This is a genomic window from Allorhizobium sp. nf9_anc (genome assembly GCF_056323085.1).
This window is the reverse complement of the sequence record NZ_CM150481.1, coordinates 3,229,101-3,242,084: the sequence shown is the minus strand read 5'-3', so window position 1 is coordinate 3,242,084 and position 12,984 is coordinate 3,229,101. Positions and strand designations below refer to the sequence as shown.

The window sequence follows — 12,984 nt, the reverse complement described above, 5'->3', positions numbered from 1 at the left end:
GGATCAGGATGGATCGAACGGCGAGGCCTGTACAGGTTGGGGACGGCAGGACGTTTGCGGGAATTACGCAAAGTCCTGCGGGATCCCGCAGGACGACCACCCTATCGAGATGTGTTATGGAGAGATGCGGCCGTGGGAGTGGTCGCGGGGAGGACATCATGCTCAAGATCGCGCCGTCAGCGCTGCTCGATCACTATCTCGGCATTTCGCGGCTCCTGGCCGGTCAACTCGATTTCCGCTCGGCCATCAAGGCCGTGGGCGTTGAAGTATCGCATATTGTCCCACATGACCACCTCGATGTCTGCATCACCATGGTCAACGGCCTCTACCACACGGCCTATGAAACCGGCCTCGATACCTTCTGGGGCCAGACCACGCCGGCTCCCGTAGAGAGCAGCCCGATCCGCACCCTCCTCTGGGGCGAGATCGACTTCCTTTTGACGGATGATGCGCAGCAGGAGACGCGCTACCACGTCGACACGCCCTTCACCCGCCCGATCTTCGAGCACAATCTGCGCAGCCGTCTCCATGTGCCGCTCAAGGTGCGCGGTGAGGTTATCGGTGCGCTCAGTTGCTCGTCGCATGCGGTCGGTTTCTATACCGAGCAGGACGTGGCCAATGCCCAGTCGATCGCCGATCTGCTGGCGCCCTATTTCTTTGCCTTGAGAGCCGCCGAACAGGCCAAACAATCAGCGATCGTCGAAGCCGAGGCGCGGGCCCGCGAGGAGGGGCTGCGTGCCGGTGCCTTGAGCCTGACGGAAGCGCTGGAACGCGAACGGCAGCGCATCGGCATGGATCTGCACGACCAGACGCTCGCCGACCTCACCCGCCTGTCGCGGCGTATTGACCGCCTGATGCAGGAAGGCGAGGTCAAGGGCGAGGCGCTGGAGCAGGTCGGACGCGGCCTGCAGCATTGCATGCAGGATCTTCGCGAAATCATCGAGGAGGCTAAGCCCTCGGTGCTTCAGCTCTTCGGTTTTGCCCACGCCATCGAGAACCATCTCGACCGTGCCGTGCGCGATCACGGCTCCCAGCTTGCCTGGAGCCTCAGCGACGACACGGACGGTCTGATCGACACCATCGACCAGTCTGTCCGCATCGCCCTGTTCCGGATTGCGCAGGAAGCCATCAACAACGCCGTGCGCCATGCTCAGGCAAATGTCCTGGAGTTGAAGTTGAAGAGTACGGCACATGCCCTGACGATCGAGGTGGCCGATGACGGGCAGGGGCTTTCCCGCTCGGATCGCAGCGCCGGCGGCGGGATCGACAATATGGTGACGCGGGCGCGGCTGATTTCCGCAAAGCTGACGCTGGGCACGGCGCGCGAGGGCAAAGGGACAGTAATGCGCGTGCAGATGCCGCTTACCCTCGCCAAGGCTGGATTGCTGGAGGAATCCAAGTGAAGGTTCTCATCGTCGAAGACGATCCGCTGCATAGGTCCTATTTGCTGGAGGCCGTCTGTGCCGCCCTTCCCGAATGCGACAAGGTCATCGAAGCCGGCAATGGGGCGGAAGGCGAGCGCCTGGCCCGCGACCACAAGTCCGCCCATGTCGTCATGGACCTGCAGATGAACGCCCGCAACGGCATCGAGGCGGCGCGCACAATCTGGAAGGAACGACCCGATACACGCATTCTCTTCTGGTCGAACTATTCCGACGAGGCCTATGTGCGCGGCGTCTCTCGCATCGTGCCGGATGGGGCGGCCTATGGCTACGTACTCAAATCGGCTTCCGACGAGCGCCTGAAACTCGCGCTCCGCAGCATTTTCGTCGAGGCGCAATGCGTCATCGACCGCGAGGTGCGCGGCATGCAGCAGAAGAGCCTTGGCCAGGTGCGTGGCTTCAGCGACAGCGAATATGAGATCCTCGTCGACATCGCGCTCGGCCTCACAGACCGCACGATCGCCCGCCGTCGTGGCTTGTCGATCCGCAGCGTCCAGAACCGCCTTCAGCAGCTCTACGAAAAACTCGGCGTCTACCAGATGTCGGTCGAGGATAGCGACGAGGGGCGCTTCAATCTGCGGGCAAGGGCGGTGACGGTCGCGCTTTTGCGCAAGCTGTTGAACTACAGCGCCCTGGAGCGCGCGGAAGCCGAGCTTGCGGAGTGGCTGCGGTCTCATTGATCCATCCAAGGGGTTCAGATGGCTGTTGACGATCGCCCGCGAAGTTGGGAGACCGGGGCAATGGACGAACCGTCGAAAGCCACTGAAGATCAGCCAACGCCACGCATGTTGGCCTGGGCCAAGAACTCGGCTGCCTACCGGCTCGCCAAGCGCATGATGACCGAACGCGAACTCGCCGACGCCATCAGGCGCAAGGCGCGCAGCAAGTTCGAGGACATCAGCGAGGCGCAGCTGAATGCGCTGGCAGAGACGGCCCTTGCCTTTGGTCGCAGCATGAAGGCGCTGGACGACCAGAACTATGCCGAGATCCGGGCGAATTCAGCGGCACGCAGCGGTCGCTCCAAGCGTGCGATTGCCCGCAAGCTGGCTGAGAAGGGTGTGGAACGCAGTATCGTCGAGGCCGTCCTCGTGGACGCGGATGATTTTCGCTCCGCTGTCGTCTATGCGCGCAAGAAGGCTTTTGGGCCCTTCCGCCGGCCGGATGTGGAAGCCGACGACGCCCGCTGGAGCAAGGAGATCGCGTCCTTCGCCCGCCAGGGTTTCGGCTTCGATCTGGCCAAGCGTGTGCTCGACATGGACCGTGAAGAAGCCGAGGACATTCTCCTCGGGCCGGCGTGAACGGGACTGCCTACAGAGCAGACTGCCTACTCATGCCGCCGGGCCTAATCTCCGCTGGCATGGCCCATGAACAGGTGACCTGATTGCGGCCGTTCCCCTTGGAACGATAGAGAGCCTCGTCGGCGCGACGCAACGGATCTGCGAGGCCCAGATCGCTCTGCTCGAGCATGGTGACGCCGAAACTTGCAGTGACCGGCGCATCCACCTCTGGCCGCCGAGAGGTCTCGATGGCCTGCCGCAGCCGCTCGGCGACGGCAAGCGCACTCTTGGGAGTTGCCCCGGGCAGGAGAACGGCGAATTCCTCGCCTCCCATCCGCGAGATAACGTCGCCATCGCGCAAGACGCCCCGGCAGACCTCCACAACCTCGACCAGCACCCGATCGCCAGCCAGATGGCCGAACCGGTCATTGATCTGCTTGAAGTGGTCGATGTCAAAGCTGATCAGGCCGATCGACGGACGTGTCATACGTTCGACAAGCCTCTCCAAAGTTCCATGGAAAGCCATGCGAGATGTGGCGCCGGTGAGCCAGTCCTGATCGATCTGGCGCCTGAGCTCCATCTCCCGCATCACCAGCGCTGCAAGCGATTGCAGGATCGCCATTTGCCGGTCGTCGAAGTGTCGCGGTTCACGATCCATGAGGCAGAGTGAGCCGAGACGTGCTTTCTCGGAGGTCACCAGCGGAGCGCCTGCATAAAACGCCACATGCGGAGTTCCCGTGACGAATGGGTTTTTCGCCGTTCGGATGTCGTGCCTTGCGTCCGCAATAACCAGAACGTCGTCGCTGCAGATTGTCTCGTTGCATATGGCGTGCTCGCGCGGTGTCTCGCGGACATCCAGGCCGATATTCGACTTGAACCATTGGCGCTTGTCATCGACCAGCGAGATCAGCACGATCGGCGCGTCGAAGATCAGGCGCGCCAGAGCGGCGATCCGTTCGAAAGGCTCTTCATGCGGCGTGTCGAGAATGCCGTACTGATTGAGAATGTTCAGGCGTTCGACTTCATTCATCCGATCGGGCTCCTCCGATGTCGAGGACACTAGACCGCAAATATTTCCGTCGGCTTAAATTCGCCAGGAACCCCCTGAATCGTGGGGGCATCAGTCCTTGGCCCGCTGGAGCATGCCGAACAGGTCGCGCGGATCGTCCGGATCGGCGATCAGGTCGACAGACTGGAAGAAGGCGGTCCCGCGAACCCGCTCGCGCACGTATCGCAAGGCCGAAAAGTCCTCGATCGCAAAGCCGACACTGTCGAACAGCGTGATCTGCTTGTCACTCCGCCGCCCCTCGACCTCGCCTGTCACCACCTGCCAGAGCTCGGTGACTGGGTAGTCGGGATCCATCTGCTGGATCTCGCCCTCGATCCGCGTCTGCGGCGGGTATTCGACGAAGGTGTCGGCGCGGGACAGGATGTCGCGATGCAGCTCGGTCTTGCCGGGGCAGTCGCCACCGATCGCGTTGATATGCACACCGGCGCCGACCATGTTGTCCGTCAGGATGGTGGCATACTGCTTGTCTGCGGTGCAGGTGGTGATGATCTGCGCACCTTCGATCGCGGCCTGTGACGTAGCGCAGGCCGTGACCTGCAGGCCGGAGCCCTCAAGATTGCGCCGGGTCTTCTCCGTTGCTTTTGGATCGATGTCGAAGAGCCTGATATGGGTGATCCCCAGCACCGCCTTCATCGCCAGCGCCTGAAACTCCGCCTGGGCTCCGTTGCCGATCATCGCCATGGTGGTCGCACCTTTCGGTGCCAGATGGCGCGCTGCCATGGCGGACGTTGCCGCTGTTCTCAGCGCCGTCAGCAGGGTCATCTCGGTCAATAGGACTGGATAGCCTGTCGAGACATCGGCGAGCAGGCCAAAGGCAGTGACCGTCTGCAGGCCCTCCGCCATGTTCTTCGGATGGCCGTTCACATATTTGAACGAATAGATCTCGCCGTCCGAGGTCGGCATCAGTTCGATCACGCCTTCCCGCGAATGCGAGGCGACACGCGGAGTCTTGTCGAACAGAGCCCAGCGGCGGAAATCGGCTTCGATCACGTCAGTGAGTTCGGTGAGCACACGCTCGATCCCGATGTGATGCACGAGCCGCATCATGTTCTCGACGCTGACGAAGGGGACGAGGGCTTTGTCCGAAGGGGCTGGCGCTGTCATGATCCACCGGTTGAAAAGGAAGGTGCAGCCAGTCTAGCGAGGCTCAGGCACAATCGAAACGGCGATAATCTGTCAGTTTGCGCAGCTTGATGTGCAAATTGCGATGAGGCTTCGCGCATAGTGTCAGCGCAAAGAAAGACAGGGGCCGAAGCCCCTGTCGAAGGATCCTCTTCGGGGAGGACGGAGGATCACTTGAACTGTGCCGGAAGCCAGAGCGAGAGTTCCGGGATAAAGGTGACCATCAGCAGCACCACGACGCAGGCTCCGAAGAACGGCCATATGGTCTGCATGGCTTCCCGTATCGAGATCTTGCCGACGGCGCAGCCGACAAAGAGCACGGTTCCGACGGGCGGCGTGATTAGCCCGATGCCGGCATTCAGGATCATGATCACACCGAAATGCACCGGATCGATGCCGAAGGCCTGGACGATCGGCAGGAAGACGGGCGTCGTGATGATAACCAGTGGCGCCATGTCCATGAAGGTGCCGAGCACCAGAAGCGCCACGGTGATCAGAAGCAGCACGACCATCGGATTGTCCGAGATCGACTTGACCACCTGGATGAGCGTCAGCTGGACCTGCAGGAACGACATCAGCCAGGCGAAGGCGGCGGCCATGCCGATGACGAGCAGAACAAGCGAGGTCGTTTTCACGGCCCCCAGGATCGCCTCGACGAAGCCGCTCCAGTCGAGCTCGCGATAAACGAAGACGGCGACGAGGAAGGCATAGATGACGGCGATGCATGAACTCTCGGTGGCCGTGAACACGCCAGAGCGGACGCCGCCGAAGATGATCGCGATCAGCAGTAATCCTGGCAGAGCGGCGAAGAAGAAGATCAGCAGCTTGCCGAAACCCGGGAAAGGCTCGGCAGGATAGCCGCGTTTGCGTGCCACGACATAGGCCGTGATCATCAGGGCGATGGTCAGCAGGATGCCCGGAATAATGCCGGCCGTGAACAGGTCCGCGACCGAGACGGTACCACCCGCGGAGATCGAATAGAGGATCATGTTGTGCGACGGCGGGATCAACAGGGCGATCAGGGCCGAGCTGATCGTGACGTTGACGGCATAACCGCGGTCGTAGCCGCGAGCCGCCATCTGCGGGACCATGAGACCACCGATCGCCGAAGCGTCGGCCACGGCCGAGCCCGAAATGCCCCCGAACAGGGTCGAGGATACGATGTTGACCTGTCCGAGGCCGCCGCGCATGTGGCCGACGAAACCCGACGCGAAGCGGACCAGCCGGAAGGCGATCCCGCCGCGGACCATCAGATCGCCCGCGAAGATGAAGAACGGGATCGCCATCATGGCAAACACGTTCATACCGGAATTGAGCTGCTGGAAAATCACGATCGGCGGAATGCCGAGATAGAGCACCGTGGCAAACGACGCGATGCCAAGGCAGAACGCGATGGGCATGCCGAGGACCATCAGGATCGCGAAGGTGCCGAAGAGGATCGAATAAGCCATCAGATTACCTCGGCCTTGGCCACGTCGTCAGCGACCACCGCAGCGGGCGCGATCAGCGTGTCGATGAAGCGTTCCAGCGCAAAAATGGAGATCAAGGCCCCGCCGACGATGAGCGGGATGAAGTCGATCCCGCCGGGCCATCCGAGAACCGGGATCCGTGCGGTCCAGGTGCCGGCCGCCAGTTGCGCGCCGTAGTAGGACATGGCGACCCCGAAGCCGGAGATGAGGCCAAGGCTGATCAGATCCATCAGGCGCTGGACGCGGGGCGCCATGTTGTAGCGCACGATGTCGAGCCCGAGATGCACGCTTTCGCGCACACCGACGGCAGCCCCCAGCAGAATGAACCAGGACATCAGCTGCAGCGAAAGCGGCTCCGACCAGCTCGGGGTATCGTTGAGGACGTAGCGACCGAAGACTTGCCAACCGATGATCACGGTCATCAGGACCACGCCGATACCGGCCAGATAGAGGCAGGCGAGGCTCAGCCAGTGTAGGCCGGGCCTGATGGCCCGCATGAAACGCAACATGGATCCCTCCGAAATCCAGAATAAGAAAAAACCGGCCGCATCGTGGATGCGGCCGGTCTGTTGTCTCACTTGACGGCGCGAACGCGCTCGACGAGATCCTTCATCTTCGGATCGGTGACGAACTTGTCGTAGACCGGCTGCATGGCGGCGACGAACTCTGCCTTGTCGACGGTGATGATGTTTGCACCGGATGCACGGATCTTCTCTTCCGATGCCTTTTCGCGGGCCTGCCACAGTTCACGCATCTTGCCGACGGATTCCTTGGCAGCTTCCCGGATGACCTTCTGGTCTTCCGGTGTCAGCTTGTCCCAGGTCACCTTCGAGATCGCGAGGATTTCCGGCGTCAGCGAATGGTCGGTCAGCGTGTAGTTCTTGGCAACCTCGAAGTGACGCGAGGATTCATAAGACGGCCAGTTGTTTTCGGCTGCGTCCACGACGCCGGTTTCCAGCGACGAGTAAACTTCACCGAAGGGCATCGGCGTCGGGTTCGCACCAAAGGCTTCCATCATCGCGATCCAGAGATCGGACTGCTGAACGCGGACCTTCATACCCTTGAGGTCGGCGAGGCTCTGAATCGGCTTCTTGGTGGAGTAGAAGGAGCGGGCGCCGGAATCGTAGAAGGCAAGTCCGATCAGGCCATGCGGTTCAAAGGCAGCCAGCACTTCGTCGCCGATCTCGCCATCGACCACTTTATGCATGTGCTCGGTGTCGCGGAAAAGGAAGGGCAGGCCGAAGACGACCGTTTCCGGCACAAGATTGTTGAACGGCGCGCTGTTGACGCGGTTCATGTCGATGACGCCAAAGCGTGTCTGCTCGATCGTGTCCTTCTCGGTGCCGAGCGCGGCATTGTTCATCACCTGGATGGCGATGCGGCCATTGGTGCGTTCCTTGACAAGATTGCCCATGAATTTCACGGCATCGACCGTCGGATAACCGTCCGGATGGATGTCGGCGGAGCGCAGGGTGATTTCCTGGGCGAAGGCAGCGCCTGCGCCGAGGGTGAGCCCCATCGCGAGGCTGAGCATTGCGGCAGTTTTCATTGGTCTTCCTCCTCTTTGATTGAACCGCCGAAACCTCCCGTTCCGGCGGATTGCAGTCCGGCTATCGGTCTCCTGAAGGCGCGATGCCGAAAAGTTCTGTCGGATTGTCCACGAGCGCGAGCTGGCGGGCAGCCTCGTCGGGCAGCCAGCCGAGTACGGTGTCGGCAAGGTCAGCATCGTCGGGGTAGTCGGCCTGTGCGCGCGCCAGATTGTGCGGCCAGTTGGATCCCCAGACGATGCGTTCGGGCGCGTGGGCCGCGATATCGCGGGCGACGGCCGCAACGTCGTCGAAGTCAGGCCCGCCTGTCTTCGAGGACTCGTAGGCGCCGGCGAATTTGAACCAGCAGCGACCGCCGTCGATCAGCCGCTTGGTGGCCTTGACCTGCTGGCTGTCGGGCGTGACGCCACAGAAGAACTTGCCGTGATGGTCGAGCACCCAGCGGGATTTCAGTTTTGAGAGCCGCACCTCGTAGTCGAGGATGTCACTGCCATCGAACTGGATGGCGATCATCCAGTCGCGGCTGGCGGCGATCGCGTCCACCTCTTCAAGCTTGGTCAGATTGGCAGCACCACCCGGCAGGTTCATGATGCGCGCGCCACGGACGCGGGCCGCAGACAAGCGGTCGAGCTCGGCTTCGCTGGTGGTGGCATCGACCGCTGCGATGCCCCAGGCGATATCACCTAACTGCTCAAGGCAGGCGACCAGGTTTGCATTATCAAGCTGATGCGCCATGCCCTGCGTGACGATGACGCGATCGATGCCGATCCAGTCCATGAATTGGCGATATTGTTCGGGTGTCGGCAGATCACCGGCTGGAAGGCCGGGCCCGCCGGGAAGAGCAGGATAGCCAGGCAGATAGGCATGCATCTGCGTGTCGATCGCACCCTTGGGCAGGGCGATTGCAGGCTTGCGACCGGAGAGGGGGCGGATCAGGCTCATGCCTCGTCCTTCATCTTGAATTCCTGCAGGGCATCGCGGTTGATCTCGATGCCAAGCCCGGGAGCGTTGGGGATGCTGACCACGCCGTTCTCGTGTTCGATCGGCGTCTGGATGACAGCTTGGCGGAACGGATTGTCTGTGCGGTCGAATTCCAGGATCGGCTCGATCGGATTGACGCGGACGGGATCCGGCACCATCGCCGCGATGAACTGCAGTGCCGCTGCGATATGGACGGCTGTACCCCAGACATGTGGCACTAGGCGCACGCCATGCAGCGCGGCGAGATCGGCTACGCGTTTTGCCTCTGTGAACCCGCCGACGCCAGCGAGATCCGGCTGCACGATGTCGATCGCCCGGGTCTCAATCGGCTCCTTCATGCCCCAGCGGCTGTGCCAGGTTTCGCCGCCCGCGACCGGGATCGGCTGTTTGGCCCGCACTTCGCGATAGGCGGCAAGCTGTTCGGGGACGACAGGTTCCTCGAACCAGTCGAGGCCATAGTCTGCCGCCCGGCGACCGAATTCGACGGCTTCCAGAACGCCGTAGCCGTGATTGGCATCCGCCATCAGCCGCATGTCCGAACCCGCGGCGTCGCGGGCAGCCCGGATCACGCGCAGATCTTCCTCGATTCCGAAGCCGACCTTGATCTTGGAGGCGTGGAAACCCTGCGAGCGATAGAGTGCAATGTCATTCGCGTTGTCTTCGACCCTGTCGACACCGTCGCGCTTGAAACTACCCGTGGCATAGGCCTTCACGCTTTCGCGGAAGCGCCCACCGAGCAGCGTCGACACCGATGCGCCGAAATGCTTGCCCTTGATATCCCAGAGCGCGATGTCGATGCCGGAAAGCGCGGTCAGCGTCAGACCACGTTGGCCCTGGTCGCGCAGGGCGTTATAGAGCACCGCCCAGATCTTTTCGGTCTCCAGAGGGTTCATGCCGATCAGCCAGTTGCGATAGGCCGCAACCACCGCAGCATTCGGCCGGGCCGGACCGAGGCATTCGCCCCAGCCCGTCAACCCGTTGTCGCAGATGATCTCCACGAGTACATGCGCCCGCCGATCAAAGCGCATGGAAGCGCTCTGGAACGGGACCGAGAGCCTGTGCTCGAGAAGATGGGTGCGAACCTCTGCGATCTTCATGTCTGCGCGTCCTTTGCTCAGCGCTTCCACGGCGCGATAAGCTTGGCCATCATTTCTTCTTCTTCCGCCGTCAGGTCATCGAGCGGAGGGCGCACCTTGCCGGCTGCGAAGCCCTGCAGACGCACGCCGGCCTTCACGGCCGAGACCGCATAACCCTTGCGTCGGCTGCGGATGGCCATGAACGGATAGAAGAAGTCCTTGAGGATCGTCTCGCAGCGCTCGCGTTCGCCGGCACGCAGCGCCTTGTAGAAGTCTACAGCGAGACCGGGCACGAAGTTGAACACGGCAGACGAATAGGTCGTGAAGCCGGCCCCGAGATAGGCCTCGGCGAAGAGTTCTGCTGTCGGCATGCCGCCCAGATAGGTGAGCCGATCGCCCATCGTCGCGGTGATCTGGCGCACGAGACCGATATCGCCCGTGCCATCCTTGAAACCGATCAGGTTGGGGCATTCGTCGCACAGGCGCTGCAGCGTCTCGACGCCGAGAACCGAATTGTCACGATTATAGACCATGACACCGATGCCGACGGACTGGCAGATGCGCTTGACGTGCTGGTACATGCCCTCTTGCGGCGCGTCGATCAGGTAGTGTGGCAGGAGCAGGATGCCATCGGCGCCGACCTTTTCGACGGAGCGAGCGATCTCGATGGCGATCTCGGTGCCATAGCCGCAGCCTGACACGATTGCCGTCTTGCCGGCGGCCTCCTTCGCGGCGGCAACGACACGCGGAACCTCAGATGGCGTCAGCGAGAAGAACTCTCCCGTGCCGCCGGCTGCAAACAGCACCGGTGCATCAAAACCAGACAGCCAATGCACATGCTCGGCATAACTGTCGGACTTGAAATTCCCTGCATCGTCAAAATGCGTGACAGGGAAGGAGAGAAGGCCGGCGCCGAGCGCGGCCTTGATGTCTTGCGGCGTCATGTTCGAATGTCCTCTCTTGGCCTCCTCCGGCCAAGTTGTCATACGTATTCATGGTGCCTATGTCAAATGTTATCGTACAGGTTGGCGCTGCTCTCGCAAAAGCGCGCGATAGCGGCCCTGGCTGCCCCGCAGGTGCCGGCGCATGGCATCACGCGCAGCGTCCTCGTCTCCGATCGAAATGGCCTCGACGATATCGGCATGTTCGGCGTCGATCAGGCGCAGATAGGCCGATTGATCCTCTTCGCTGTCCTCGTCGCGGAGGGCGGCGCGAGGGATGACATTCTTGCCGATCATGGCCAGAAATTCGCGAAAGCGCGGATTGTTGGTTGCCTCGGCGATGGCAAGATGCAGGGCGAAATCGGCTTCCGTGGTCGATTGTCCGGCCTCAAGGCAGGCCCGAATGGCATAATGCCGTTCAAGAATGACTTCTTCCTGGGCGGGGGAGCGTCGCAATGCGGCGAGGCCTGCAGCCTCGACCTCGACGGCAGTTCTGAGCTCCAGGAGTTCAATCATGGACGAAACACGCGCCGGATCCACATTGCCGATCAGCAAGGGGGCGGGCGTCGGCTCCTGAGGGGTGAGCACAAAAACGCCGGCGCCCTGGCGGGCCTCAACCAGCCGGTCGGCCCGCAACGACGCAATTGCCTCGCGCACGACGGTGCGCGACACGCCATGGGCTTCCGACAGCTGGGCTTCGCTCGGCAGCTTGCTGCCTGGCGGAAACTGGCCGGCACCGATCGCCTTTCTCAGCGTATCGCCAAGTCTCTGCACCAGGGTGCCCGCGCCCGCTTCGTTCCTTGCTTGCAATGCCATCCGTACTTCCCCGTCTTCGAAACGCCCCGGCTGCAAATATTCCATGCTTGCGCCTGCTTTGGCCAGCCTGTAGCCCCCCAAGGTCTACGATATTGACCGGGTAAGGGCAACCTGTATGATAAGTTGACAAATCACATCAGGGAGGAAAACGGCGTGAAGAGACTTTTGCTGACGGGGGCTGCCGGCGGATTGGGCAGTGCGATGCGTGGGCGCTTGAAGGGGCTCGCGGAGATCGTCAGGGTCTCGGATATCGTCGAACTCGGTGCAATCGGGGATCACGAGGAGGCCGTGGTTTGCGATCTCGGCGACCGCAATGCCGTCGACAGGCTCGTTGAAGGGTGCGACGCCATCATCCATCTCGGCGGCATCTCGGTTGAGGACAAGTTCTCCAAGATCATGAATGCCAATCTGCTTGGCCTCTACAATCTCTACGAAGCGGCACGCGCCAACGGCATGCCGCGCATTCTCTTTGCCAGCTCCAATCACACGATCGGCTTTTACCGTCAGGACGAATACCTTGACCACGAAGCCGCGCTGCGACCGGACGGTCTCTATGGTGTCTCGAAATGCTTCGGCGAGGCGCTGGCGCGCATGTATTTTGAGAAGTTCGGCCAGGAGACCGCGCTGGTGCGCATCGGCAGCTGCATGGAAAAGCCGAAGAACCACCGCATGCTCTCCACCTGGATGAGCTATGACGACTTTCTGTCGATGATCGAATGCATCTTCCGCGCCCCACGTCTCGGCTGCCCGGTCATCTGGGGCTGCTCCGACAATGATACCCGTTGGTGGGATAATTCCCATGTGTCCTACCTGGGCTGGCATCCGAAGGACAATGCTGAGCGCTTCCGCGCCGAGATCGATGCAACGGTCCCCAAGCCGAAGCCTGATGATGCCATCGCCATCTATCAGGGTGGCCCCTTCGTCAACGATCCCATTTTCGCGGAAGACTGAGCCAAGTATAGCTCCAGTTGTCGTTCAGGCCGGGCTCCCGCAGAGCCCGGCTTTTGCGTCTATGGGGAAGGGCGCCTGCAGATTGGCCGGCGACCGGCCCATACAGGCAATAACACGGGGTAGATCCAGGCGGCGGAATTGGCTGCAGTCGGATCGCTAAAATTTGAGTAAATTGCAGAAATAAAAGGGTTTTTCGGCCCGAAATTAACTTCTTTTTCAATAATGGTCGCTGCAAGCATAACCGGTTATATCTTCAGGGTTAAGAAACCGTTGCGCCCGCCCCGAGACCGCGA

13 protein-coding genes are annotated in these 12,984 nt (G+C 61.6%); 4 read left to right on the top strand and 9 right to left on the bottom strand.

All coding sequences use genetic code 11. The features are described from left to right. The first annotated feature begins 158 nt into the window (after positions 1–158). Genes AC02Y0_RS15845 through AC02Y0_RS15835 form a run of 3 tightly spaced genes read left to right on the top strand, consistent with a single transcriptional unit; the run spans position 159 to position 2,740 of the window. Positions 159–1,403 carry a GAF domain-containing sensor histidine kinase gene (locus AC02Y0_RS15845; RefSeq protein ID WP_476379827.1) on the top strand — a complete coding sequence of 415 codons (1,245 nt, stop codon included), beginning with the start codon at positions 159–161 and terminating at the stop codon, positions 1,401–1,403. Next, a complete protein-coding gene (locus AC02Y0_RS15840; RefSeq protein WP_054149007.1) occupies positions 1,400–2,122 on the top strand; it encodes a response regulator transcription factor in 723 nt (240 codons plus the stop codon). The genes AC02Y0_RS15845 and AC02Y0_RS15840 overlap by 4 nt, the downstream gene beginning before the upstream one ends. Before the next feature lie 60 nt (positions 2,123–2,182). Further along, a complete protein-coding gene (locus tag AC02Y0_RS15835) occupies positions 2,183–2,740 on the top strand; it encodes a regulatory protein RecX (RefSeq protein ID WP_476379826.1) in 558 nt (185 codons plus the stop codon). Between the two features lie 10 nt (positions 2,741–2,750). Here AC02Y0_RS15835 and AC02Y0_RS15830 read toward each other — a convergent pair whose 3' ends face one another. The 9 genes from AC02Y0_RS15830 to AC02Y0_RS15790 form a co-directional block, all read right to left on the bottom strand. Continuing rightward, positions 2,751–3,749 carry a sensor domain-containing diguanylate cyclase gene (locus tag AC02Y0_RS15830; RefSeq protein WP_476379825.1) on the bottom strand — a complete coding sequence of 333 codons (999 nt, stop codon included), beginning with the start codon at positions 3,747–3,749 and terminating at the stop codon, positions 2,751–2,753. A gap of 90 nt (positions 3,750–3,839) precedes the next feature. Beyond that, positions 3,840–4,892, bottom strand: a complete 1,053-nt coding sequence (locus AC02Y0_RS15825; protein ID WP_476379824.1) for an ornithine cyclodeaminase — start codon at positions 4,890–4,892, stop codon at positions 3,840–3,842. A 188-nt stretch (positions 4,893–5,080) separates the two neighbouring features. Then, positions 5,081–6,361, bottom strand: coding sequence for a TRAP transporter large permease (locus AC02Y0_RS15820; protein ID WP_476379822.1), 1,281 nt, complete (start codon positions 6,359–6,361; stop codon positions 5,081–5,083). Further along, positions 6,361–6,888, bottom strand: a complete 528-nt coding sequence (locus tag AC02Y0_RS15815) for a TRAP transporter small permease (RefSeq protein ID WP_476379821.1) — start codon at positions 6,886–6,888, stop codon at positions 6,361–6,363. Before AC02Y0_RS15815 ends, AC02Y0_RS15820 begins: the two co-directional genes overlap by 1 nt. Positions 6,889–6,953: 65 nt before the next feature. After that, positions 6,954–7,928: a TRAP transporter substrate-binding protein gene (locus AC02Y0_RS15810; protein ID WP_476379820.1), complete on the bottom strand. Its 975-nt coding sequence runs from the start codon at positions 7,926–7,928 to the stop codon at positions 6,954–6,956. A gap of 61 nt (positions 7,929–7,989) precedes the next feature. Then, complete coding sequence (locus AC02Y0_RS15805) at positions 7,990–8,868, bottom strand: amidohydrolase family protein (protein ID WP_476379819.1); 879 nt, start codon at positions 8,866–8,868, stop codon at positions 7,990–7,992. Continuing rightward, a complete protein-coding gene (locus tag AC02Y0_RS15800) occupies positions 8,865–10,004 on the bottom strand; it encodes a mandelate racemase/muconate lactonizing enzyme family protein (RefSeq protein WP_476379818.1) in 1,140 nt (379 codons plus the stop codon). Before AC02Y0_RS15800 ends, AC02Y0_RS15805 begins: the two co-directional genes overlap by 4 nt. Before the next feature lie 17 nt (positions 10,005–10,021). Further along, complete coding sequence (kdgD, locus tag AC02Y0_RS15795; protein ID WP_476379817.1) at positions 10,022–10,927, bottom strand: 5-dehydro-4-deoxyglucarate dehydratase; 906 nt, start codon at positions 10,925–10,927, stop codon at positions 10,022–10,024. A gap of 69 nt (positions 10,928–10,996) precedes the next feature. Beyond that, the gene (locus AC02Y0_RS15790) at positions 10,997–11,740 is read right to left on the bottom strand and encodes a FadR/GntR family transcriptional regulator (protein ID WP_444559371.1); all 744 of its coding nucleotides are present in this window, start codon (positions 11,738–11,740) and stop codon (positions 10,997–10,999) included. Positions 11,741–11,893: 153 nt separating this feature from the next. On the opposite strand from AC02Y0_RS15790, the gene AC02Y0_RS15785 reads away from it, so the two are divergent. Beyond that, entirely contained in the window at positions 11,894–12,691 is a 798-nt protein-coding gene (locus AC02Y0_RS15785; RefSeq protein WP_476379816.1) for an NAD-dependent epimerase/dehydratase family protein, read from the top strand. Positions 12,692–12,984 lie beyond the last annotated feature (293 nt).

Excerpts from the sequence above, each read along its gene's own strand:
- AC02Y0_RS15790 (WP_444559371.1), bottom strand. The coding sequence starts at position 11,740 with ATGGCATTGCAAGCAAGGAACGAAGCGGGCGCGGGCACCCTGGTGCAG.
- AC02Y0_RS15815 (WP_476379821.1), bottom strand. The coding sequence starts at position 6,888 with ATGTTGCGTTTCATGCGGGCCATCAGGCCCGGCCTACACTGGCTGAGC.
- AC02Y0_RS15825 (WP_476379824.1), bottom strand. The coding sequence starts at position 4,892 with ATGACAGCGCCAGCCCCTTCGGACAAAGCCCTCGTCCCCTTCGTCAGC.
- AC02Y0_RS15820 (WP_476379822.1), bottom strand. The coding sequence starts at position 6,361 with ATGGCTTATTCGATCCTCTTCGGCACCTTCGCGATCCTGATGGTCCTC.
- AC02Y0_RS15800 (WP_476379818.1), bottom strand. The coding sequence starts at position 10,004 with ATGAAGATCGCAGAGGTTCGCACCCATCTTCTCGAGCACAGGCTCTCG.
- AC02Y0_RS15845 (WP_476379827.1), top strand. The coding sequence starts at position 159 with ATGCTCAAGATCGCGCCGTCAGCGCTGCTCGATCACTATCTCGGCATT.
- AC02Y0_RS15830 (WP_476379825.1), bottom strand. The coding sequence starts at position 3,749 with ATGAATGAAGTCGAACGCCTGAACATTCTCAATCAGTACGGCATTCTC.
- AC02Y0_RS15805 (WP_476379819.1), bottom strand. The coding sequence starts at position 8,868 with ATGAGCCTGATCCGCCCCCTCTCCGGTCGCAAGCCTGCAATCGCCCTG.
- AC02Y0_RS15835 (WP_476379826.1), top strand. The coding sequence starts at position 2,183 with ATGGACGAACCGTCGAAAGCCACTGAAGATCAGCCAACGCCACGCATG.
- kdgD (WP_476379817.1), bottom strand. The coding sequence starts at position 10,927 with ATGACGCCGCAAGACATCAAGGCCGCGCTCGGCGCCGGCCTTCTCTCC.
- AC02Y0_RS15810 (WP_476379820.1), bottom strand. The coding sequence starts at position 7,928 with ATGAAAACTGCCGCAATGCTCAGCCTCGCGATGGGGCTCACCCTCGGC.